This window comes from Paenibacillus chibensis, from assembly GCF_004001045.1.
Lineage (GTDB): Bacteria > Bacillota > Bacilli > Paenibacillales > Paenibacillaceae > Paenibacillus_AQ > Paenibacillus_AQ chibensis.
This window is the reverse complement of sequence record NZ_BIMK01000018.1, coordinates 41,351-62,943: the sequence shown is the minus strand read 5'-3', so window position 1 is coordinate 62,943 and position 21,593 is coordinate 41,351. Positions and strand designations below refer to the sequence as shown.

General features: G+C 53.5%; 21 protein-coding genes, 1 pseudogene and 1 riboswitch. Of the genes and pseudogenes, 14 read left to right on the top strand and 8 right to left on the bottom strand.

From position 1 onward, the window contains the following. Window positions 1–24 precede the first annotated feature (24 nt). From PCH05_RS15715 to nfsA, 3 genes are all read left to right on the top strand, one after another. Window positions 25–621 (top strand): TetR/AcrR family transcriptional regulator, encoded by a 597-nt coding sequence (locus PCH05_RS15715; RefSeq protein WP_127603543.1) that lies wholly within the window; start codon window positions 25–27, stop codon window positions 619–621. Window positions 622–777: 156 nt separating this feature from the next. Further along, the gene (locus tag PCH05_RS15710; RefSeq protein ID WP_127603541.1) at window positions 778–1,386 is read left to right on the top strand and encodes a VC0807 family protein; all 609 of its coding nucleotides are present in this window, start codon (window positions 778–780) and stop codon (window positions 1,384–1,386) included. Between the two features lie 89 nt (window positions 1,387–1,475). Beyond that, window positions 1,476–2,219, top strand: a complete 744-nt coding sequence (gene nfsA, locus PCH05_RS15705) for an oxygen-insensitive NADPH nitroreductase (protein WP_127603539.1) — start codon at window positions 1,476–1,478, stop codon at window positions 2,217–2,219. 70 nt (window positions 2,220–2,289) lie between these two features. On the opposite strand, the gene PCH05_RS15700 is transcribed toward nfsA, so the two are convergent. Next, window positions 2,290–3,084, bottom strand: a complete 795-nt coding sequence (locus PCH05_RS15700; RefSeq protein WP_127603537.1) for a TatD family hydrolase — start codon at window positions 3,082–3,084, stop codon at window positions 2,290–2,292. A gap of 234 nt (window positions 3,085–3,318) precedes the next feature. Here PCH05_RS15700 and PCH05_RS15695 point away from each other — a divergent pair, with 234 nt between their 5' ends. The 3 genes from PCH05_RS15695 (at window position 3,319) to PCH05_RS15685 (ending at window position 5,721) form a co-directional block, all read left to right on the top strand. Further along, the gene (locus PCH05_RS15695) at window positions 3,319–3,657 is read left to right on the top strand and encodes a PadR family transcriptional regulator (protein ID WP_127603534.1); all 339 of its coding nucleotides are present in this window, start codon (window positions 3,319–3,321) and stop codon (window positions 3,655–3,657) included. After that, window positions 3,647–4,294: a permease prefix domain 1-containing protein gene (locus PCH05_RS15690; RefSeq protein WP_127603532.1), complete on the top strand. Its 648-nt coding sequence runs from the start codon at window positions 3,647–3,649 to the stop codon at window positions 4,292–4,294. Before PCH05_RS15695 ends, PCH05_RS15690 begins: the two co-directional genes overlap by 11 nt. A 107-nt stretch (window positions 4,295–4,401) precedes the next feature. Then, on the top strand, window positions 4,402–5,721 hold the full coding sequence (locus PCH05_RS15685; protein ID WP_127603530.1) for a B12-binding domain-containing radical SAM protein: 1,320 nt from the start codon (window positions 4,402–4,404) through the stop codon (window positions 5,719–5,721). Here PCH05_RS15685 and PCH05_RS15680 read toward each other — a convergent pair. Beyond that, the gene (locus PCH05_RS15680; RefSeq protein WP_127603528.1) at window positions 5,679–6,200 is read right to left on the bottom strand and encodes a DUF3888 domain-containing protein; all 522 of its coding nucleotides are present in this window, start codon (window positions 6,198–6,200) and stop codon (window positions 5,679–5,681) included. The genes PCH05_RS15685 and PCH05_RS15680 overlap by 43 nt on opposite strands. A gap of 279 nt (window positions 6,201–6,479) precedes the next feature. Between PCH05_RS15680 and PCH05_RS15675 the strand changes: the two genes are divergently transcribed. Next, a complete protein-coding gene (locus PCH05_RS15675; RefSeq protein WP_127603526.1) occupies window positions 6,480–8,387 on the top strand; it encodes a beta-N-acetylhexosaminidase in 1,908 nt (635 codons plus the stop codon). 101 nt (window positions 8,388–8,488) lie between these two features. Here the strand turns inward: PCH05_RS15675 and PCH05_RS15670 are convergent, their stop codons facing one another. Genes PCH05_RS15670 through PCH05_RS15655 form a run of 4 tightly spaced genes read right to left on the bottom strand, consistent with a single transcriptional unit; the run spans window position 8,489 to window position 11,508 of the window. Further along, window positions 8,489–9,337, bottom strand: a complete 849-nt coding sequence (locus PCH05_RS15670) for an ABC transporter ATP-binding protein (RefSeq protein WP_127603524.1) — start codon at window positions 9,335–9,337, stop codon at window positions 8,489–8,491. 28 nt (window positions 9,338–9,365) lie between these two features. Next, window positions 9,366–10,127 (bottom strand): ABC transporter permease, encoded by a 762-nt coding sequence (locus PCH05_RS15665; protein ID WP_127603522.1) that lies wholly within the window; start codon window positions 10,125–10,127, stop codon window positions 9,366–9,368. Next, entirely contained in the window at window positions 10,124–10,417 is a 294-nt protein-coding gene (locus PCH05_RS15660; protein WP_127603520.1) for a thiamine-binding protein, read from the bottom strand. The genes PCH05_RS15665 and PCH05_RS15660 overlap by 4 nt, the downstream gene beginning before the upstream one ends. A 50-nt stretch (window positions 10,418–10,467) precedes the next feature. After that, window positions 10,468–11,508, bottom strand: coding sequence for an ABC transporter substrate-binding protein (locus PCH05_RS15655; protein WP_127603518.1), 1,041 nt, complete (start codon window positions 11,506–11,508; stop codon window positions 10,468–10,470). A 183-nt stretch (window positions 11,509–11,691) separates the two neighbouring features. Further along, window positions 11,692–11,803, bottom strand: a riboswitch (TPP riboswitch). Window positions 11,804–11,989: 186 nt separating this feature from the next. On the opposite strand from PCH05_RS15655, the gene PCH05_RS27925 reads away from it, so the two are divergent. From PCH05_RS27925 to PCH05_RS15635, 4 genes and pseudogenes are all read left to right on the top strand, one after another. Next, on the top strand, window positions 11,990–12,538 hold the full coding sequence (locus tag PCH05_RS27925) for a GerAB/ArcD/ProY family transporter (protein WP_281278770.1): 549 nt from the start codon (window positions 11,990–11,992) through the stop codon (window positions 12,536–12,538). Next, window positions 12,535–13,113 (top strand): GerAB/ArcD/ProY family transporter, encoded by a 579-nt coding sequence (locus PCH05_RS27920; RefSeq protein ID WP_281278769.1) that lies wholly within the window; start codon window positions 12,535–12,537, stop codon window positions 13,111–13,113. Before PCH05_RS27925 ends, PCH05_RS27920 begins: the two co-directional genes overlap by 4 nt. Continuing rightward, window positions 13,110–14,549, top strand: a pseudogene (locus PCH05_RS27715) (spore germination protein). Before PCH05_RS27920 ends, PCH05_RS27715 begins: the two are co-directional and overlap by 4 nt. A gap of 8 nt (window positions 14,550–14,557) precedes the next feature. Next, window positions 14,558–15,694 carry a Ger(x)C family spore germination protein gene (locus PCH05_RS15635; protein WP_127603512.1) on the top strand — a complete coding sequence of 379 codons (1,137 nt, stop codon included), beginning with the start codon at window positions 14,558–14,560 and terminating at the stop codon, window positions 15,692–15,694. A 50-nt stretch (window positions 15,695–15,744) separates the two neighbouring features. Here the strand turns inward: PCH05_RS15635 and PCH05_RS15630 are convergent, their stop codons facing one another. Continuing rightward, on the bottom strand, window positions 15,745–16,968 hold the full coding sequence (locus PCH05_RS15630) for an MFS transporter (RefSeq protein ID WP_127603510.1): 1,224 nt from the start codon (window positions 16,966–16,968) through the stop codon (window positions 15,745–15,747). 186 nt (window positions 16,969–17,154) lie between these two features. Here PCH05_RS15630 and PCH05_RS15625 point away from each other — a divergent pair, with 186 nt between their 5' ends. The 3 genes from PCH05_RS15625 to PCH05_RS15615 all read left to right on the top strand — a co-directional run bounded on the left by PCH05_RS15625 (window position 17,155) and on the right by PCH05_RS15615 (window position 21,298). Continuing rightward, window positions 17,155–17,574, top strand: coding sequence for a pyridoxamine 5'-phosphate oxidase family protein (locus PCH05_RS15625; RefSeq protein ID WP_127603508.1), 420 nt, complete (start codon window positions 17,155–17,157; stop codon window positions 17,572–17,574). Window positions 17,575–17,819: 245 nt separating this feature from the next. After that, window positions 17,820–20,087 carry a bifunctional 2',3'-cyclic-nucleotide 2'-phosphodiesterase/3'-nucleotidase gene (locus PCH05_RS15620; RefSeq protein WP_127603506.1) on the top strand — a complete coding sequence of 756 codons (2,268 nt, stop codon included), beginning with the start codon at window positions 17,820–17,822 and terminating at the stop codon, window positions 20,085–20,087. Between the two features lie 173 nt (window positions 20,088–20,260). Beyond that, complete coding sequence (locus tag PCH05_RS15615) at window positions 20,261–21,298, top strand: EAL domain-containing protein (protein WP_127603504.1); 1,038 nt, start codon at window positions 20,261–20,263, stop codon at window positions 21,296–21,298. A 44-nt stretch (window positions 21,299–21,342) separates the two neighbouring features. Here the strand turns inward: PCH05_RS15615 and PCH05_RS15610 are convergent, their stop codons facing one another. Beyond that, window positions 21,343–21,531, bottom strand: coding sequence for a hypothetical protein (locus PCH05_RS15610; protein ID WP_127603502.1), 189 nt, complete (start codon window positions 21,529–21,531; stop codon window positions 21,343–21,345). Window positions 21,532–21,593: the final 62 nt, after the last annotated feature.

The window sequence follows — 21,593 nt, the reverse complement described above, 5'->3', positions numbered from 1 at the left end:
CAGACGTACTACAGGAGGTACCTTATGAACGACAGTGGTCACACCGCGAGCTCAAGCCTGCAGCAGATTTTGGACGCCGCCGAGCAATTGATCAAGGAGAAGGGCTGCCGCCAGACGACGCTGCAGGACATCATCACTTCATCGGGATTGTCCAAGGGAGCGATTTATCACTATGTTTCGGGCAAGGATGAACTGTTCGGCATGATTTTGAAATCGAAAATGGAAACGATGAACGCCCGCTTTCTGCAGGCTGTCACCCAATCTGCGGAGCGCGATGCCCGGATGCCGGTCCAATCCATTAGCGAAGGGATGACGTCCAGCACCGATAAGGAGCAGGTATCCAATAAAATATTCACGTATCTCTTAAGTCAGGTCGACAATCCCAAGGTAGCCGATGTGCTGCGTGAGGTATATCAATATTCGCTGCAGACCGCAACAGCCTGGATCACAACCGGGCAGCAGAAGGGGGCCATTCCGCCGGAGATCGACGCAGGCCACATGGCTTCCATGTATATGGTGTTCACCTATGGACTGCGGGTACGGAACACCATTATGCAGGAAACCGAAGGAGCCATCCCGACGGAGGATATTTTCGGCCTGCTGATTCATTCGCTAAAATAAAAAACGGGTGGAAATACCGCCTTTAACGGGCAAACACTCTATACAACCGGACCTGCGGGAAGCTATACTGAGGATGATATTGGCTTGTAAAAAAATCCATTTTGCGGGTGATGTATGTCTTCCTCCATTTCTTCCCGTCGTCCGGGAATCATGTCAGTGGCGTTGACTCTGTTTTTGAACGGGGTTCTGCCGCTGCTTTTGTATGTCTGGCTCAAAAAAGGGCACTCTGAGTTTATGGCGCTGCTGGTCGCATCAGCCGTGCCGCTGGTCGAGTCGGCGCTGTATTATGCCCGTTTCCGGCGGCTTGACGCCTTCGGCCTGCTCATGCTTTTCGGGATGGCGCTCAGCATGCTGCTGGCGCTGACCGGCGGGGAGGCAAGGCTGATGTTATTGCGCGGCTCGGCCGTTACGGCGCTGATCGGCGCTGTTTTTCTAGGCTCCCTGGCGTTTCCGCGGCCCTTGATTGTACCGCTTGCCAGGCGATTCGTCTCGTCCCAGAAGCATGGGGACTTTGATGCGCTGTGGTCGATTCCCTACGCCCGGCGGGTATATAGAATTATGACCGCTGTATGGGGCGTGATGCTGCTCGGGGAGGCCGCCGTGCGGACACTGCTGGTCTGGGAGCTTTCGACGGCCTGGTTTCTGGCTGTTTCCGATATCGTGTTTTACGGCTTTATCGCCGCGACAGCTCTGTGGACGGTCTACTACCGCCGCAGCGCCGCCAAAAAGCTGGAAGGAATCCGGCTTGGCCGCTTGCCCTCGTAACATGTTACGTATGAAAACCTCCCGACAATTACCGGTCCGACTTTGCAGCCATCATCATTTTACAGCTATGATCAGGAGGAGATTTTCAGATGAATGATACATTATCCCTGCTTATGAACCACCGTTCGATCCGCAAGTTCCAAGATACGCCGCTGACCGAGGAACAGCTGCATGCAATCATCTCGGCGGCACAAATGGCATCTACCTCGAGCAATGTTCAAGCCTACAGCGTGATTGCCGCAACGGATCCCGAGCTGAAAAAGCAGCTCGCCGCGCTGGCCGGCAATCAGGCTTATGTGGAGCAGTGCCCGGTATTCCTCGTATGGTGCGCGGATCTGTACCGCCTGAAGCAGGTGACGGCAGAGCCGCTGCAGGAGCGGACATCCTACGAAACGACGACGGAAAATTTCATCGTAGCGACGGTGGATGCCGCGCTTGCCGCTCAAAATGCCGCCATCGCCGCCGAATCCATGGGCCTTGGCATCGTCTACATTGGAGGCGTGCGCAACCGGATTGCCGAATTGTCCGAGCTGCTGGGTCTGCCGGAACTGGTGTATCCGGTGTTCGGCATGTGCATCGGCGTGCCCGACCAGGAGCCGGGCCAGCGTCCGCGCCTGCCGCTTGAATCGGTGCTGCATCTGAATGGCTACTCGAGGGAGCAAGCCGTCCATTCGGTGAAGGATTACGATGCCACGATGACGGCTTACCTTCATGAACGGACAGGCGGCAAGAAGGATACGCCATGGTCGGAAGTGATGGCCGACAGGCTGGCGGAGCCAATCCGGCTGCATATGAAGACGTTTTTGGACGGCAAAGGTTTCATGAAACAATAACGAAATCAGCATAAAAAACGGCTCGATCGCGCTATCCCTAAGCGGAACGCGGCTCGGGCCGTTTTGGCGTTTAAATACCGTAAAAGCGTTTGGCGTTATCGTACAAAAGGCGGCGGGCTTCCGGCAGAGGGAGCCCTTGAATGCGGCTCCAGGCTAATGCAACCTCGGCCGTCATTCGCGGGTGGGTCATCTGCCCGGCAAAGGGCCCTTCAAAGGGCCAAGGGCCGTCGGTCTCCGACATGACAAGATGGGCAGGATAGGCTGCGGCAAGCTCCTGAATCTCCTGCTCATACACAAGGTCGGGCGTAAAAGAGATGTGATAACCCTGGCTCGCCATATGGCGGACGGTATCCGGCGAGCCCTTGAACCAGTGGAAGTGGGCGCGCTTGACGCCGTAGTGCGCCAGCAGGCGGCAGGCGGTATCGGCATCCTCGTAGACGGCATGGAGCACGATGGGCTTGTCTTCCTCCCCGGCAAAGGCGATGAACCTTTCAAGCAGCTCCTCATAGGGATGGGAATCGAAAGCCTGGCCGGCTTGTTCGGCTTCCGTGCGGGTATAATAAGGCAGGCCAACCTCCCCCACTGCGACCATGTCATGGACATGCTGCTTCATCCAGGCAAAGAGCTGGTCTATCTCATCCTTTCCGGGGAGCGGCTGCTCGGGATGGAAGCCGAAGGCCGGATGGACCATGGAAGGGTAGAGATGCTTAAGCTGCAGATTGGTCCGTGCCGATTCCAGGTGCATGGAAACGGCAATGAGGCTTTCGACTCCGGCCTCTTGCAGGCTTGACAATATTTCAAGGCGCTGGGCTACCTCGTAGGAATCCAGATGAATATGCGCATCGATTAGCGGGGTAAGGCTCATAGTAAAGCACCTCCGGAATCATTAAGATCAGTCTGGTTTCTCGCTGTTAAGATCATTATAACGCGAATCCAGCTTTGTGTTGAGATGAACGCGGATGGGCTGAAGCATCGTTAATGGCGGATCCGGAAGCTTGACGGAGGATAGGGGTTGCCGCATGAAAAACAATGTGTTACATTATTTCACAATTGAATACATAGAAATTCTATGTAGGTACGAGACAGGCAGGTGGAAAGGATGTTCAACCGGGATTTGGTCAAAGGCAGCATATCGCTGGCGCTGCTGCAGCTGTTAAGCGAGCGGGATATGTACGGGTACGCCTTATCCAAGGAAATGGAGAAGCGGAGTGAATCCCATCTCTTGCTAAAGGAAGGAACGCTGTATCCCGCACTTCAAAAACTGGAACAGCAGGGCTTGATCTCATCATACTGGAGCTCGCAGTCCAAAGGCCCTGACCGCAAGTATTATAGGATTACCGCCGACGGCAGGGAAATGCTGAAGGATAAGAGCAGCGAGTGGACGCGTTTTGTCGCGGTCATGTCCAAGGTGCTGGGAGGCAGTGCGGATGAACGCTGATATTCAGAGTTATGTGAAGGAAGTCTCCCGCAATCTTCCTAAGCATGTAAACCGCGCGGAAGTGACAGCCGAACTGCGTGCCCATTTGGAGGAGTCCGTTCTGGAGCGGTGCGAGCAGGGGATGGATGCGGGCGCTGCCGTTAAGGCCGCGCTGGAACATATGGGAGATCCGGTTAAGCTAGGCCGGGCGTACAATGGCACGCGTCCCTTGCCTGCTGTTCTATGGAGCGGCGTTTTGCTTCTGGCGAACGCGCTGTGTTTAGGCGCCGGCCTGGGGCTGCTGGCGGGGCTGCGCGCCGGCTCGGCTTCCGCTGCGTACGGATTTCAGATGCTGGCCGCCGGCAAAGTGTGGGTGCTGCTGGGGTATGGCCTTATGTGGGTTCTCTCCGGATTCATCCTGGGCCGCAAGTACGGTGCGCATGCAGAAAAGCGGATTCACCGGATGGTTCTGCCTCCGCTGCTGCCAAACTATTTGTTCATGCTGCTTGTTTTGTTCGGCATTTTGCCCAGCGAGTGGTTCAATTCACTGTTAAGCCTTCCATTCGTGCTGATGTGTATAGCGTCCACGTTCCTGTTCAGTCACTTGGCCCGTCTGGGATGCCGATGGGGCAGGCATGCGTCTTTACATGTGGAATAATCCAGAGGTGATATTAGCGTACCCCTCATTGTATGGCTCTCTGCGCGGGTACGCTTTCGAACTGAGTAAGTACATAGAATATCTATATAGTGAAGGAGTGACTGATCATGACGAAGAAACGCCAGGTTTTGCTGATAACTGCCGAATCGGAGGATTCGAGGCGGGTGCGGCACAGAAGGATCATCCGTTTCCCGCAGCTGACCATGCCTCTGCTTGCGGCTTACACCCCGGAGCATTGGGAGGTGACGCATATCGATGAAATCGTGCAGAAGGTGCGTTTCGATCTATCGTACGACGTGGTTGGCATTACCGCCAATACGCCGGCGGCGCCCCATGCGTACGAGCTGGCTGCGGCGTTTCGGGCGAGGGGCGCCAAAGTCGTGATCGGCGGTCCGCATGCGACCCTGATGCCGGACGAGGTCCGGCTTCATGCCGACGCGGTCGTTGTCGGGGAGGGGGAACGGGTCTGGCCGCAATTGCTCGCGGATGCGGAGGCGGGCTGCCTGCAGCCCATCTACCGTTCCTGCCAGCTTCCCGATCTGAAGAACATGCCGGCTCCGCGCTGGGATCTGATCAAAGGGAGGGTGTACGGCAAAGGCGTTACAATCGCGACGAGAGGCTGCCCTTTCGGCTGCGAATACTGCACGATTCCCCAAATGTATCAGAGGCGAATGCGGTACCGGCCGATCGAAGACATTATCGAGCATATGAAGCGGATGCCCGGAAGGGCGCTCATATTTTGGGATGACAATATCGGCGCGAACAAAGCGTACGCCAAGGAGCTGTTCAGGGCGATCGCACCTTTCAAACGCTGGTGGACGAGTCAGGCTACGGCAGACGTGGCCTTGGACGACGAATTTATGGAGCTGGCGGCCCAAAGCGGCTGCAAGGCGCTTTTTCTCGGGCTCGAAACGATATCGCAGCAGAGTCTGAACGCCGCGAACAAAGCTCATAACCATGTGGACCGCTACCGCGAAGTCATCCGGAGGTTTCACTATTACGGCATTGCCGTGCAGGCCGGGACAGTATTCGGCTTTGATCATGACGACAAAAGTATTTTTCGCACGACCGTGGAATTTTACCGGGAGGTCGGGCTCGACTCGGCGACCATCAGCGTGCTGATCCCGTTCCCGAATACGCCTCTGTTTCAGAGGCTGGATGCCGAAGGCCGGATTTTGACCCGGGACTGGTCCAAATACAACGGCAAAAAAGATGTCGTGTACCAGCCTGCGCTCATGTCCCCCGAGGAACTGCTGATGGGCATGGAATGGGCGGCCCGTCAGTTCTATTCGGTTCCCTCCATTCTGGAACGCATGTGGAAGTCGAGAACGGGCCTCTGGTGGAACATCGTCCGCAATGCCGGATACCATCTGGCGCTGCGGAATTATGGACGGGTCGGCTGGAATCCGGAAACGGGTGAGTTCTGATCCGTCTCTGGGCTCGATCCGGAAGGTTCCTCCGAACGCTTGAGCAGATCCTGCATATTGGGCGGAAGCTCGAAGGTCTGAAGATGGTGAAAGGCGACGAGCTGGATTTTGTCCGGGAACAGGGGGGAAATCTCGAAGGTCATCCGGTCTTTTCCGACGGAAACATGAGGGCCCAGCACGGGCGTGGTTTCCAATGTAATCGAAAAATGGAAGCCACGGTCCCCCGGTCCGCCATTGACTCTTTTGGCCTGGACAATATCGATTTGGTACGGATAGACGAGCGGATTCTCGGTCAGCTTGCTTTTATAATAATCGTTGACCGCGTTTTGAATGTCAGGGAGAAGGAGCTCCATCATAATGTCCTGGTACAGCAGCAGCTTGGGTTCTTTGGGGGCGGCTTCCGCCGCAGCGGCGGTCACGGGAACGGCAAACAGCAGCATGGACAACATAAACAGAAAGAGCCGCATTCGGGTTTTCATAGATTCACCTCGTATTACAACGTCCCCACGTTCCGTCAAAATTATTCGGATTTAAGGAAGAAGCCTTTATAAATTTGCGGAGAAGACCATCTTTTTAACGTCCTGAAAAATAAACCCTGTGAACAAAAACGGAAACTTCCTGGCGAGGCGCAAAAACTGCTTCTCGGTGGTACCGCTTCCTGTCCTAAAATGCTATAGTACTTAGATCAAGATGTTCGTCATATTTGCCATGGCAGATGGGTTCAATATGGCCTGCATTTTTTCAGAGGAGGAAGAGCAGTGAAAATTCACGTATACGGACAAACCAGCGAATTGATCGAAGGCATAGAAGAGCTGTCTGAAATACTACATATAGAATTGCATGCGGACGGCGTGCCTTTGGAGGCGGTTCAAGCCGAGGGACCGCTTCAGGTCACGCTGAAGGACGGAAAAGGAAGCATCCGCTATCAGGAGAAAATCCACTTTTACCGGGCGCTGGGACTTTTTGTGCAGCATGCGGCGGAGTCGGACAGCTTCGAGATCACGGAGGAGCCGAAGTTTACGTTCAATGGGACGATGCTGGATGTTTCAAGGGGCGGCGTGCTGACGGTTCCGATGGTCAAACGCTTTATCCGCTATATGGCGCTGATGGGCCTGAACGGGTTGATGATGTATACCGAAGATACGTTTGAGGTAGAAGGGCTGCCTTATTTCGGCTATATGCGCGGGCGTTATACGGCTGAAGAGCTTCGGGAATGCGACGCTTACGCGGACATGCTGGGCATCGAGATGATCCCTTGCATTCAGACGCTCGGGCACCTGGCGCAGGCGCTCAAATGGAATTATGCGGCAGGCATGAAGGATCATCAGGATATTTTACTGGTGGGCGAGCCCCAGACCTATGAGTTCATCGAGCGGATGATCGCTGCTGCGGCCCAAACCTATCGGACCAAACGCATCCATATCGGCATGGACGAAGCGTTTCAGGTGGGCCTCGGCAACTACCTGCGCAAGCATGGCTACCATAACCGTTTTGAGCTGATGAACGAGCATGTGGCGAAGGTGCTGGAGATTACGGAGCGCTACGGCCTGAAGCCGATGATCTGGAGCGACATGTATTTCAATCTGCTGTCCAATGATACGCAGGGCGGTTTGTATAACATCAATGCCGACTTTTCCGAGGACAAAATGGACCAGATTCCGAAGGGCGTTCAGTTTGTGTACTGGGATTACGGCAAGGCGGATGAAGAAGGCTACGGCTTGATGTATGAGAAGCATCTGAAATTCGGCTCCAAGCCGATTTTTGCCGGGGGCATTCATATCTGGAACAATATCGTTCCGAACTACGGCAAGACGTGGAATATCAGCAACCCTGCGCTGCGCGCAGCCAAAACCAAGCAGCTGGACGAGGTGCTGGCAACCGCGTGGGCGGATAACGGGAACGAGAACAATCATCTCACCATCCTCCCGGGACTTCAGCTGTTTGCGGAGCACGGGTATGGCCGTGAAACGGATGAAGAGAGCCTGCGGCAGCGCCTACGTATCTGTACGGGTCTTGACCTGTTCAAGCCGGTGGTTGCGCTCAGCCGGATGGATGAAGTGCCTGGCGTCCTGCCGGAGAACTACTGGATGGCGAATCCGTCCAAATACCTGCTGTGGCAGGATCTGCTGATCGGCTTGTTCGACAAGCATATCGAACCGGATACGGAAGCTGTTCTGCCGGGTTATTACGAGGAAATGGCCCGGGAGCTCGGCGGGTACCGCGATGCCTTGGAGTCGCCGTTCGACCAGCTGTTCAGCCTGTATGAGCGGTTGGCGCGTGTGCTGGCGCTGAAAAGTACGCTGGGCGTGCAGCTCAAGCGCTGCTATGACGAAGGGCGGAAGGACGAGCTGCGCCGCCTGGCGGAGGAAACGCTGCCCGAGCTGTACCGCCGTGCAGATGAGCTGCGCGTCGCGCACCGCCGTATGTGGATGCAGACCTACAAGCCGTTCGGCTGGGAAGTGCTCGACATCCGCTATGGCGGTCTGCTGGCGCGGATCCGTTCCGCGGAAGACCGCGTGCTGGATTACGCCGAAGGGCGCGTCGACAAGCTCGAGGAGCTGGAGGCGGAGCGTCTGCTGTACGACCAGACCGGCGTGCCGGAGGCCGGCCCGCTGAACGTTAACGCCACGTATCAGAGCATTGTAACGGCCGGAGCGTTCGTGTAAATAAAGAAAGGGGTGTCCCGCGGGGTCGATGGACCGCGCGGGACATCCCTTTTTATTTCCTTTCTCCCCAATTCTTTATCCATTTGCATCCCGGATGGGAATCATTTTAAAGGACGATGGCCCTGCATCTTTTGCTGCTCATCGCGCATCCACCCGGACAGCTCCCGTCTGAGCTGGATAAAATCCGGATGCTCGATGATATCCTCCCGGCGCGGACGCGGAAACGGCACATCGACCACCTGCAGCACCGAGGCCGGGCGTCCGGAAAAGACGTAAATGCGGTTTGATAGAAGCAGCGCCTCTTCAATATTATGCGTGATGAACAGGACCGAGCGCCGGCTTTCCTCCCACAGATTCAGCAGCCAGCGCTGCATATCGCTGCGCGTCAGGGCGTCTAACGCGCTGAACGGCTCATCCAGGCACATCAGCTCCTGCGGGCTGAGCAGCGCGCGCAGAAACGCTGCCCGCTGCTGCATCCCGCCGGAGAGCGTATGCGGATGGGCCTTCTCGAAGCCGCCAAGGCCGACCTTATCCAGCCAATACCTGGCGTTCTCCCGCGCCTCCTGATCAACGCGGCCTTGAACCTCCTGCGAGAGCAGCACGTTATCCTCGATCGTCCGCCACGGGAAGAGCGCCGGCTGCTGCGGCATGTAGCTGATATGCCCCTGCTCGCCGGTCACATCCTTGCCGTTCATGCGCACCGTTCCCGCATCCGGCTTCACCAGCCCGCCGATGATGTGGAACAGCGTGCTTTTGCCGCTGCCGGACGGACCGACGATGGAGACGAATTCTCCCTTGTTGACGGTAAGCGTAATGTCGTCCAGCACCTTAAGGCTGCTGCGCTTGGCGCGAAAAGCCTTGCTGATGCCGGCTGCCTCAAGTGCGGGCGGAAGCTCCGGTTGAGACGGGATGGATCGATCCTCCACCCGTGCTTGTTCTGAAATGGTCATGAGGTAACCTCTCCTTTCTTACTCGGCATCAGCTTTCCTGCTTCGGCTTCCAGCGGACAAGCCATTTCTCCAGCAGGGCAATGAGTCCGAACATGAGCAGGCTCAGCGCCACGATCAGCATAATGGCGACGAACATCCGGTCCGTGCGGTAGCCGGCCTTTTGCAGCATCATGTAGTAGCCGATGCCTTTGTCCGCGCCGATCCATTCGGCAATGACCGCGCCCATTACGCTGTAGGTCGCCGCGATTTTAATGCCGGAAAAGATCGAGGGAAGCGCATGCGGCAGCTCCAGCTTGGCAAAAATCTGGCTTTTGTTCGCACCGATCATTCGCATGTAATTCAGCATCATCCGGTCCGTTTGCTTCAGGCCGCCCATGGTTGCGACAGCAACCGGGAAGAAGCAGACGAGCGTGATCACGATCAGCTTGGGCAGCAGGCCGAAGCCGAACCAGATCATCAGGAGCGGTGCCAGCGCAATCGTCGGGATATTCTGGCTAAGAATGAGCAGCGGATACAAGGCTGACTTCAGAAAAGGAATTAAATGAAGAATAAGTGCAAGGACCAATCCCACGAGGGTCCCGATGATAAAGCCCTCAAGCGTCAGCCGGACCGTGGCCAGGGCATGGCCCCACAGGTCCCCGCCGCCCTCTGCGGTTTGCTTCGCAATATCGGCCGGGGACGGCAGGATCCAATCCTCAATATGAAACAGCGACGTGCACAGCTGCCATACGATCAAAAAGAAGAGGACCGCCACAACGGGCGGCCACACCAGACTCCACCAGCGTCTCATGGACGGTATTTCTCCGTCAGGCGTTCCATGCTGATGCCGCTGGGATTATGGGCGATTTTGATCTGGGAGATGATGCTTGGGCTGCCGGCCTCAACGAGGGCTTCGTGCATCCGGCGTACCACGTCCAGCAGCTCCTCCAGTTCGCCTTCCATCGTCGTCTCGAGCGGATGCACCTCGTACTTCACGCCGGACTGCTGAATAACCTCGATCGCACGGTCTACATATGGAATGGAGTTCTCATTATTCGGCGTTTTGGGGATGACCTGAATGCTTAGCAGGGTATGTGCCATACCCGATCACTTCCTTTTCTATGAGATATATTCACGTTGACCTTATCCACTTAAGGCAAAAAGTCGTTCGTATACGCGCTTGCGACATCCAGCGGCTTGTCGAGCAGCTTATGCTCATACATCCAATCGGAGTAGCCCTTCCAGACCTGCTCCTTCTGTTCGCCCCAGCGGGACGCGTCGTCCTGGTATTTCGGGCTGAGCCATTTCTGGCTGGCCATCACGAGATCCTTGTCGAGTTCAGGCACGGCTTTGATCAGGATGTTCGCGGCATCCTCCGGATGTTCGATAGCATATTGGTAGCCCTTCGATGTTGCGCGCATGAAGGCTTTGACCAGCTCCGGGTCTTCCTTGATCTGTTTCTCATTCGTCACCAGCACCGGCGTGTAGTAATCCAGCTTATCGGAAAAGTCCTTTACGTACAGCATGTCGAGCGGCTGCTTGCGCAGCTCGGCTTCGATGCCGGTCCAGCCGTAGAAAATCCAGGCGAAGTCGATATCGCGCTTCACGGCCGTAAAATAATCCGCTTCGCCCATATTCACGATCTTAACCTTGTTGACATCGGCCTTGTCGATGTCCATGATCGAGCCGATGACAGCCTGCTCAACAGGGGAGCCCCAGCCGCCGTAGGTTTTCCCTTCGAAATCCTTCGGGGTCTTAATATTGCGGTCGACCGGTGCGGCAAAGCCGGAGGTGTTATGCTGGATAACCGCCGCAATGGACACCAGGGGCACGCCCTGTGTTCGGGCCTGGGTCACGTTCTCCTGAACGCTGACGCCGAATGGCACTTTGCCCGATGCCACCATGGCATCCGCGCCGCCTGAGCCAGGCTGCACGATCTCGACGTTCAGACCTTCCGCTTCGTAATAGCCTTGATCCTTGGCGACATAGAGGCCGGTATGGTTCGTGTTTGGCGTCCAGTCGAGGACGACTTTGACATCCTTGAGCGGCTTGCTCTCTTTTCCGTTTGCCGCAGAGGATGTTTCCCCGGAGGATTTGCCCTCATCGGCCGTTTGGGCGTTCTTGCTTCCGCAGCCAGCGACCAGCACGAGCAGGAGGGCAAGCAGCAGCAGCCCGGTTTTCTTCATCTTCATTGCTTTTCTCTCTCCTTGTCAGGTTTCTCCCCTTCATTGCCAGAATCGTCTTCCAAATATCTGAGAGGTGAATGGCCGAATCATGGTCGCCATAGGCTAAGGCTGCCAACAATTCTAGCATTCAACAAAAAAGCGCCCCGCATACGGGACGCTTAAAGAGCGCAAGATGGGCATGGCTGTACTTCGCCATGACAAAGCTTTTCCTACGCTGGCATTACCCAGATCAGGTTTAAGGGTCAGTATCTTGAAGGGATACAATCTCAGCCGGCCAATTCCAGCACCCCGGATTCTTATGAAGTTACGGGTTATTTCATGTGTATTATAGCCTTATCTCCGTAAGAATTCAATCCATTCCCGCTTCCGGTTCACGGATGCCATTGCCAATGTTACGAGTCTCTGCTAAAGCAGGAAGTATAAATTATCCGTATATTGCCAAGATAAGGGTGGGGATCTGTCCGGTGGATATAGGAGGAAGAGGAAGATGAATACAAAAATTTCGTTTGCTCAATCGGTCATGATCATGATGTTGAGTACGGGGCTCTTGAACCACGTGATCGTTATTCCCATCCTGCTGGATGCAGCCAAACGGGATTCCTGGCTGTCGGTACTGCTGGATGCAGCCAAACGGGATTCCTGGCTGTCGGTACTGCTGGCAGCGGCCTGCGCGCTGGTATGGGTATTCATCCTGTATCTCGGCATTACCAAAGTGCATAAGCAGCATCTGTTCGAGCTTTTGTCCAAGGCCTACCATCCGATCGTGGGGCGTATTCTGGCCGTCGTGGCTGGCGTATATCTGTTTGCCATCTGTGCCCTTACCGCCCGGGACACCGTGTACTGGATTCATCTGACCTTTTCTCCGGAGATGCCCATTATCGTTTTCACGGTGATCTTCCTTCTGATTTCGGCGGTCAATGCCTATCTGGGAATCCATTCCTTAGCTAATACGGCCGGGATTTTGCTGCCTATAGTGGTTTTGCTGGGTTTCTTTGTCATGCTGTCGAATATGCCCCATAGGACTATTCCCTCTTGAGACCGATCATGGAACACGGCATGCAGCCGGTATGGGATGGAGCGCTTTACGTAGGAGCCGGCTTTGTAGAAGTCATCATGCTGATTTTTATGCAGCATCATATCCGGAAACGGTTATCCTATCTGTCTTTCATCATTATGATTCTCCTGCTGCTGGGGCTCACCATCGGTCCGGTAACCGGTGCGATTGTTGAATTTGGTCCGGATGAGGCGGATAAGCTTCGCTTTCCGGCTTATGAGGAATGGAGACTGCTGATGATCGGGCGCTATATCGAGCATATGGACTTCTTTAGCGTGTACCAATGGTTCAGCGGAGCTTTTCTGCGCATTTCCCTCGCGATGTTTCTTATTCTTGATATCTTTCGGATCCGCGGCAAAAAGGGAAAGCTGTGGACGCTGGTCTGCTTGTCTCTCAGCGTGATCGGATTCACGGTCATTCCGTTTAGCGATCAATTTTTTCTGAGAATGATGTCCTCCTACGTGCTTCCGCTTTCCATGTGGGGGATGCTGATTTTTTCCATTATTATTGCCGGGCTCATCGGACTGGCCCGCCTGAAAGGAAAGGTGACGTCATGAATCGTTATCGGAAGGAAGTGCCGCCGCTGGAGGAGGTGTCTGCACGCCTATTCGGATCAAGCGTGGATATTACGAAAAGAACCATCTGTTTGGCAAACTCGGATTATAACGTCCACCTGGTGTATTGTGAAGGACTGTGCGATATCAATAAGGTGGAGCAGTACATTATTCCTGAATTGAAAAATATCCCCGAGGATATTTTTCAGTCGGATGAAATGGACCTTCTGCAAAAAATTCCGTTTCAGTTGAATCCCCTTCAAACGGATCAAGCGGAAGCATTGATGAGTGAAACCGTGCTGGACGGCGATCTCCTGCTTATCTTTATGCCTTCCAACCGGGCTTACTCGGTTCATCTGGCCAGCCCGCCCAAACGGCAGCCGGAGGAGCCGAATACGGAAATTTCCACCCGGGGGCCAAGAGACGGTTTCATCGAGGACGCCTTTACCAACATCGCACTGATCCGGAGAAGGATCAAGACCGATCTGCTGGCCGTCGAAGGATATACGGTCGGAACCCAGACGGCGACGAAGGTGTATCTGCTGTATTTGAAAGATACGGTCAAGCCGCATGTTCTGGATGAAATCAGGACGAAGCTGTCACATGTGAAGGTCAAGGGGATCGTCAGCAATACGCAGCTCGAAGAAAGTCTGATGGGATTCTCCTTTTTCCCGCTGCTGTCCTTTACCGGAAGGCCGGATTATGCCGCCAATTCGCTCCTTCACGGCAAGTTTCTGCTGGTGATGGCGGGTTCGCCGACGGTGATTATCGGACCGGCGACGTTCACCTTTTTGCTCAATACGTCGGAGGATGCCCATTACGCGAATATTTTCGTCGCGTTCGCGAGGTGTTTACGGATATGCGGGGTCCTGCTCTCGATTTTTCTTCCAGGGTTCTGAACAGCCATCATGACGTTCCATCAAGACCAGATTCCGTTTACGCTGCTTGCAACGGTCGTGAATTCAAGACAGGGCGTACCCCTGCCGGTCCCGTTGGAAGCGGTGGTCAGCCTCCTTTTGTTTGAGATATTCCGGGAAGCGGGAATGCGGCTGCCCTCCTCGTTCGGCCAAACCATGTCGGTCGTAGGCGGGCTGATTATCGGCCAAGCCGCCATCAGTGCCGGCATTGCGGCTCCCGGAACGATTGTTATCACGGCGATTTCCGTACTCTCCACCTATACGCTCGTCAATCAGCCTTTAGTCAGCATGGTGAGTCTGGTCCGCATGGCCGTACTTTTCATCAGCGGGTTTCTCGGGCTATTCGGCACGCTGGTCAGCCTGTTGGCGCTCGTTCTTTTCATGGTCAATCTGCGCTCATTCGGAACCTACTACCTGACGCCTATATCTCCCCCGAGATTCAAGGATATCTATAAGGTTATTTTCAGGATGCCGTGGGGCAAGGAGAAATTCACCTCCGACAACCCGGACAACAAAGGATGAGGGTGGTCATGAAAATATTCAGATGCGTGCTTGTCGCGATCCTGTTCTCCACGCTTCTTACAGGCTGCTGGGGAGCCAAGGAAATCGAGCACATGATCTATGCGAATACAGTCGGCGTCGATTACGTAAAAGGCAAAGTAGTCATCTACATTCAGATGGTGAATTTCAGCGGCATAGCCAAGAAAGAGTCGGGGCAATCCCAACCGCAGAAGACGTCCGTGGGGAGAGCGGAGGGCGATTCATTTGATACCGCGATCTTTAATTTATATGCTTCAAGCCCGCAGCGGATTATTTGGAGCAATGTCAAAACGGTCGTATTCAGTGAAGCGGCACTGAAGCACAATCTGATCAAAGAAGTGCTTGAAGTGTGGGACCGTTACTACGAATTTCGGTATACGGTATGGATTATGGCGACCAAGGATCCGCTGGAAGAAGTGCTGAATACCTCTTCCATCAGCGATCTGTCGGTTATTTATTCGCAGCTCAATAGTCCGATGCGCACCTATGAGCAGAGCTCCATGGTGGCGCCGATATACTTGTACAAATTCATATGGAAGTGGAAGGAGGAGGGGGAAGCGGTTCTGCTGCCTTTCATCAGAATCGTGAAGGGTTGGACGGATAACCAGAAGCCTTCGCCCAATATTAGCATGTCCGGGGTTTGCGTGCTGAATGATCAGAAGCTGAAGGGATGTATTGACGATGGCGACATTCTGGGGCTCCGGTGGCTGGAGCGAAAAACAAAAAGGACGCCGCTCGCGATCATGCATCACAAAGAAGTGGAGGCCATGATGGTCATGAATAAAATTAAGCCGTCCATTCGTCCTAGAATAAGCCGGGGCAAGCCGGTTTTCGATATCAAGGTATCCATGCAAGCTACCCTTCCGCAGCTGAGCACAAGACTTCACAAGAAAAAACTCGAGCTGGAGGCGATTAAAGAAATCCGAGGCCAAATCATGAAAACCTATCAGAAGGGGCTGGAAATGGATGCGGATGTTTATGGGCTATCCGGCGTACTCCATCGCAGCATGCCGAAGGAATGGAAGAAATGGAGTCATAACAACCAATTGCCGCTTGATTCGGAAAGCATTGGACAGATTGACGTGAAGGTCAATCTGATCAGCGGCGGCATCTCCAAGATGAGATAACGAATAAGCGTTCCGGGGTTACCGGAACGCTTATGGATGAGTAAGTATGCTTAGGATCCGGCCTGAACCGTGCGCTGTTCTTGACGTATCCCCTGCTTGCGCTGAATCTGGAATGCTGCAAAGCTGATGAGTACCATGAGAAGCGTAAACAGCGCCAGCATCCAGGAGGTCTGATTGACCTGAAGATGATCCATGCTCCAGCCGATGAACAGCGGAATCAGAGCCCCGCCGACGCCTCCGGAAGCGATTAGAACGCTGGGGGTGGATTCTTCGCTGCCGGCCAGCATTTTGCTCGCGAACACGAGCGCGATGGAGAAGATGCCCGACATGAATAAGCCCAGCAGCAGAATAACGATAAAGGCCGAGCCCACGCCACGGGTCATAGGGAAGATCGCGAGCAGAATCAGTGTCACCACGCAGCTGCTGAGCACATATACGCGGTAATGAATGCGTTCGGCGATCACGCCGGCGAAGATCCGGCCCACGGACATGGCGATCCAGAAGCAGGTCACGCTGAGCGCGGCGCCGGCTTCCTTCATGCCGAATTTTTCGATCAGAATGGCAGGCATGAAGTTGGCAAGGCTCATTTCGGTACCGACATAAATAAAGAAGAAAAGGATAAAGAGGAGCAGAAGCCATAGCGATTTTCCCGGGTAGGGAAAAGGTTTTCGGACTTCCGAATCCTGGGTGGCTTCGCCGCGGGTCCCGGCCGGCTTCTTCAGTACGTCATCGACTTGGCCGAAAGAGCTCTTGGACCAGAACAGAAACGTAACGAGCGAGAACAACGATATGACAAGGAAGGAGAATCGCCACCAGCCTTGCGTAATCAGTCCGCTGGCAATCAGCGGCATGACCATGGCTCCAACGCCGAAGAAGACTTCAAGGCGGCTCATGGCTACCGCCGTTTTCTCGGTAATCGCTGCGATGATGATCGTTCCGATCACCGCTTCAATCATACCAAAGCCAAAGCCTGCGCATGTGGCAATCGGGTACAGCCACTCCCAAGGAGGCAGCAGCATGTAGGCGAGCTCCGCCACGCACAGCAGCCCGACGGCGATCAGCAGGCCGCCTCTTTTGCCGAAGCGCTTGTTGAGGATGGGAGAGACGAGCACCCCGGCCAGGAAACCGGCAAACTGGGTGAAGATGAGCGTCCCGCCTTCGCTGTATTCACGGCCGTAATGCTCGAGCAGCACGGGTAGCACCGAGCCGAGCACGACATGAGCCAGACCGATCAAAAAGTAGGATAAGCAGCCGATCCATAATAACCGTTTCATGATGAACTCCTTTATGAGGGGTGATTGTGCCTTTAGGCACTGTCTTACCATCATACCAAGCAATACCCCCAGCGTATATCGGTTCTGAAAAATTATGACCGGCCGCGGTTCATCCCATTGGGGAAAGGGTACACTAGATATACGCGCATTTTAGCCATTATACCAACGGATAGGAGACGGATTGAGATGGAAGCCAAGATCGTAATGGAACAAAATATCACAAAAATTATGGATCATAACGAATTCTGTTCTTTTGCCACCGTGGAAGGAAACAGACCCAAGCAGCGCTATATGGCGCTCTATAATCAGGGGCTTAGCATCCATCTGGTGACGGACCGCAAAACCCATAAGGTGGAGGAGCTTGAAGCGAATCCGCACGTATCCCTGCTGCTTGGATATGAAAAAGGCGGCACCAAAGACGTGGTGGAAATCGAGGGTACCTGCCGCGTTTCGGATGACGACGAGCTGCGCAAGCAAATCTGGAAGCCGGAGTTCAAAGGGATGTTCACAGGTCCGGAGGATCCGGATTATGTCATTCTGAAGATCAAGCCGGTGCGGATCGAGTATACCTCCGACAGTGGCGAAAAGCATGAGTGGATCGAGTAGTACACGAATATCGGAATAGGCCCATAGGCCCAAAGAATGTATGTATAATATTGTATAATACCTGGGACGGTGTCCCAGGTATTATTTTTTTACATATGGATGTTTTTGTCTTTATTTTGGCTTGGATTGGATATAAACTACTATTGGACCCGGCCATAGATTTAACCGTTGGTTTATTAAGGTAAACGGTTACAAGAAGGGTCTGCCATCATTGCTTTTCAGGTATATATTTTAGGAGGGGTAAAATGTCGAAGTCCCGTAAAAAAGTATTAAAAAGTATTACCGCTGCCGCCGTTGCCATCAATGTCCTGGCGGTTCCGTTCGCAGTTTATGCTGACGGAAGCACAGCAACCTCGAAGGTCAAGCTGCGCTTGATGGAAACATCCGATCTGCATGTCAACATGGTCAATTATGACTATTATGCAGACAAGCCTACCGACGAGTATGGTTTTGCCAAAACAGCTACGCTGATCAACAATGCGCGCAAGGAAGCCAAGAACAGCCTGTTGTTCGACAACGGGGACCTGCTGCAGGGCAATCCGCTCGGAGATTACGTGGCAAAAGTAAACCCGCTGAAGCCGGGCGAAATCCATCCGGTATATAAAGCGATGGATTTGATGAGCTATGATGCAGGCGGCGTAGGAAATCATGAATTCAACTACGGACTCGATTTTCTGAAACTGGCCGAAAAAGGCGCCAACTTCCCGATCGTCAACGCAAACATTTACAAGGACGACGGCGATAATGATGACAGCAATGACGTGAACTATTTTACCCCTTATACGATACTGAACAAGAAAGTGATTGACGAGAACGGTCAAGAGCAAACCGTCAAGGTTGGCGTGATCGCATTCGCTCCTCCGCAAATCATGCAGTGGGACAGCGCGAATCTTGTGGGTAAGGTCATCGCCAAGGACATCATCCAAACAGCTAAGAAATTCGTGCCGCAGATGAAGAAAGAAGGAGCCGACATTATTGTCGCCATCCCTCACTCCGGTTTTGAGGACATTCCGCAAACCGAACTGATGGAGAACTCCGTGCTTTATTTGAGCCAGGTGGAAGGCATCGACGCGATCATGTTCGGACATGCCCACAAGACATTCCCTAGCGCCGAGTTCAAAGGCAAAAAGGGCGTTGACCTGGACAAGGGAACGATCAACGGTGTTCCGTCCGTTGAGCCGGGATACTGGGGAGATCACCTCGGCATCATCGATCTGGATCTTGAAAAAGTAGACGGCAAGTGGAAGGTGAGCGGCTCCAAAACCGAAACCCGCGCCGTATATGATGTCGCGAACAAAAAAGCGCTGGTGGATGCCGATGAGGAAATCGTCGACGCCGTCAAAACCGAGCATGATGCGACCATCGATTACGTTCGTGGCCCCGTAGGCGAGACGACTGCGCCGATCAACAGCTATTTTGCGCTGGTACAAGATGATCCGTCCATTCAAATCGTAACCAATGCACAAAAATGGTACGTGGAAAAGAACCTGAAAGGCACTGAATACGAGAACCTTCCGGTTCTGTCTGCAGGCGCGCCGTTTAAAGCAGGCGGACGTTCCGGCGCTTCCTACTATACCAATATCCCGGCTGGAACGATCGCCATCAAAAACGTTTCCGACCTGTATGTATACCCGAATACCGTACATGCAGTCGTAGTCAACGGGGATGAACTGAAAAACTGGCTCGAATGGTCCGCAGGCCAATTCAATCAGATCGATCCATCCAAAACGACGGAGCAGCCGCTGATCAACAACGACTTCCCGACGTACAACTATGACGTGATTGACGGTGTAACCTATCAAATCGACGTTACGCAGCCAAACAAATATGATCTGAAGGGCAGTGTCGTGAACCCGGATGCAAACCGCATCAAAAATCTGCAGTACAACGGCAAGCCGATCGATCCGAAGCAAAAATTCGTTGTGGCAACCAACAACTATCGCGCTTCGTCTTCCAAATTGGCGAATCCGGACGGCAAACGCATCATCATGGCAGCTCCGGACGAAAACCGTCAGGTCATTATCGATTACATCCGCGACAATAAGACCATCAACCCGTCCGCGGACAATAACTGGTCGTTCGCACCGGTCGACAAGAAGTTGAATGTAACGTTCACGTCTTCGCCGGATGCGAAGGATTTGGTAGCGAAAAGTAAAAACATGACTTACGTTGGCGCTGCAGACAACGGCTTCGCCAAGTACAGTCTGGATCTGTCCGTTAAAGCGGAGGCTCCTTCGACAGAGCCGACAACGCCTGCTCAGCCGGAAAAACCGGTAACACCTTCAGTACCAACCAAGCCGTCCGAGCCTGCAACCAAGCCGGATCCTAAACCGACAACGAAGCCGGAACCTTCCAAGCCGTCCACAAACGGTAAGGTATATGTCATCCAAAAAGGCGACAACCTGTACCGCATCGGACTGCAGTTCGGCGTGAGCTGGGAGAAAATTGCAAAAGCCAATGGAATCAGCAATGTCCGCGGCCTGAAAATCGGCCAGCAAATCATGATTCCTTAAGTCAACTGTGACATATGTTATAGCCAAAGAAGCAAGCCGGCGTTTAATCTTAAACGCTGGCTTGTTTTTGTTAAAAACTTGTTTAAATTTAACAAAACCTCACACACAAACCGTGGGCGCCGTGCTATAATCAAGACAACAATTTTCGGCAAAATATGCCAAGGAGGAACCACATGAGCTGCAGCGGATGCGCCCCCATACAACCTGTAGAGGATCAAGGAAGGGTTCGATTCAAGCCTAGACATCATCTGGTCTCTGCAGTAATTCATGAAAGTCGGCTTGCATCGGAAACAGGCGCTGAGGAAATCATTGTATCGTATGATACCAAGGATGAGCTTCTTGATCTGGTGCACAGTTTGTATACCCTTCCGACAGAGGTCGTGGAGGCGACAGATATTTCCATTACGGGAAGAGGGCGGGATGAGAGGAACAGTCCCTGGATTTCGCTTGCCCAAATGAAGGCTAGAATGAATCATGTGAACGTGGTGGAAATTATCCAGCAGGGCCAATTCTCCAGCCATATGCAGCCGATTGTCGACGCTTCGGAACACGTTGTCGGCTTCGAGTTTTTGCTGCGTCCCGCACCGAACGGCGTTCCATTTCAGCCCTATCAATTATTCGAAATCGCCAGGGAGACCGGCATGCATTCGTTCCTGGACCGGGCGGCCCGCATATCGGCCATCGAGACGAGCGCCCAGTGGTTGCCGCGGGGCATCAAACGCTTTATCAATTTCTTGCCTTCATCCATATATAATCCCGAATATTGCCTCAGCCATACCTTTAGAACCATCGATAAATTCCACCTGGATCCGCGGGATTTTGTGTTCGAGGTGGTGGAGACGGAACAAATCGAGGATATGGATCATCTTCTGAAAATATTTAAAACATACCGAGACCACGGTATGAAGGTAGCGCTCGATGATGTAGGCTCAGGGTATTCTACCCTGGAAGTGATGTCCATGCTGAAGCCGGACTACGTCAAAATCGATCGGAGCCTCATCGACCGCTGTGACCAGGATGCTTCGAAAAGAGAGCTGATCCTGAGCATTATGGACCGGGCGGACAAATTCGGCGGGCAAGTGCTTGCGGAGGGAATCGAGCGGCGGGAGGAATTCGAATTCTGCCGGACCACCGGCATACATCTTGCTCAAGGCTACCTGTTCGGCAAACCGTCGGACCGCCCTCCGTTTGGGGCACTGCGTGCTGTGTAGCAGCTCCTATCGGCAGCATAGAGAAACCGTAATCCTGCGCAGGATTACGGTTTTTTGTTGTAAATAGAATCGTTTATCCCTTGCGGGCTATTTTCCTGGATATTTTTCAGGAGTGCAATCAATTCCTCATCATGTTTTTTCGATCGGTGAACATGACTGATGACGCTGAACATCGTATAAACACTGATGATCAGCATGAGAACGGAAATGAGCTGAATGAATGCCAATTCCATGAATATCCCCTCCTAAAGATGGATTGTTTATTCGTATTATTATAAACAAGAAAAAGAGCTAT

Coding starts and splice junctions, on each gene's coding strand:
- PCH05_RS15685 (WP_127603530.1), top strand. CDS start 4,402: ATGACGAAGAAACGCCAGGTTTTGCTGATAACTGCCGAATCGGAGGAT.
- PCH05_RS15680 (WP_127603528.1), bottom strand. CDS start 6,200: ATGAAAACCCGAATGCGGCTCTTTCTGTTTATGTTGTCCATGCTGCTG.
- PCH05_RS15625 (WP_127603508.1), top strand. CDS start 17,155: ATGGAAGCCAAGATCGTAATGGAACAAAATATCACAAAAATTATGGAT.
- PCH05_RS15715 (WP_127603543.1), top strand. CDS start 25: ATGAACGACAGTGGTCACACCGCGAGCTCAAGCCTGCAGCAGATTTTG.
- PCH05_RS15635 (WP_127603512.1), top strand. CDS start 14,558: ATGAAAATATTCAGATGCGTGCTTGTCGCGATCCTGTTCTCCACGCTT.
- PCH05_RS27925 (WP_281278770.1), top strand. CDS start 11,990: ATGAATACAAAAATTTCGTTTGCTCAATCGGTCATGATCATGATGTTG.
- PCH05_RS15665 (WP_127603522.1), bottom strand. CDS start 10,127: ATGAGACGCTGGTGGAGTCTGGTGTGGCCGCCCGTTGTGGCGGTCCTC.
- PCH05_RS15610 (WP_127603502.1), bottom strand. CDS start 21,531: ATGGAATTGGCATTCATTCAGCTCATTTCCGTTCTCATGCTGATCATC.
- PCH05_RS15695 (WP_127603534.1), top strand. CDS start 3,319: ATGTTCAACCGGGATTTGGTCAAAGGCAGCATATCGCTGGCGCTGCTG.
- PCH05_RS15690 (WP_127603532.1), top strand. CDS start 3,647: ATGAACGCTGATATTCAGAGTTATGTGAAGGAAGTCTCCCGCAATCTT.
- PCH05_RS15630 (WP_127603510.1), bottom strand. CDS start 16,968: ATGAAACGGTTATTATGGATCGGCTGCTTATCCTACTTTTTGATCGGT.
- PCH05_RS15620 (WP_127603506.1), top strand. CDS start 17,820: ATGTCGAAGTCCCGTAAAAAAGTATTAAAAAGTATTACCGCTGCCGCC.
- PCH05_RS15660 (WP_127603520.1), bottom strand. CDS start 10,417: ATGGCACATACCCTGCTAAGCATTCAGGTCATCCCCAAAACGCCGAAT.
- PCH05_RS15615 (WP_127603504.1), top strand. CDS start 20,261: ATGAGCTGCAGCGGATGCGCCCCCATACAACCTGTAGAGGATCAAGGA.
- nfsA (WP_127603539.1), top strand. CDS start 1,476: ATGAATGATACATTATCCCTGCTTATGAACCACCGTTCGATCCGCAAG.
- PCH05_RS15670 (WP_127603524.1), bottom strand. CDS start 9,337: ATGACCATTTCAGAACAAGCACGGGTGGAGGATCGATCCATCCCGTCT.
- PCH05_RS15700 (WP_127603537.1), bottom strand. CDS start 3,084: ATGAGCCTTACCCCGCTAATCGATGCGCATATTCATCTGGATTCCTAC.
- PCH05_RS15655 (WP_127603518.1), bottom strand. CDS start 11,508: ATGAAGATGAAGAAAACCGGGCTGCTGCTGCTTGCCCTCCTGCTCGTG.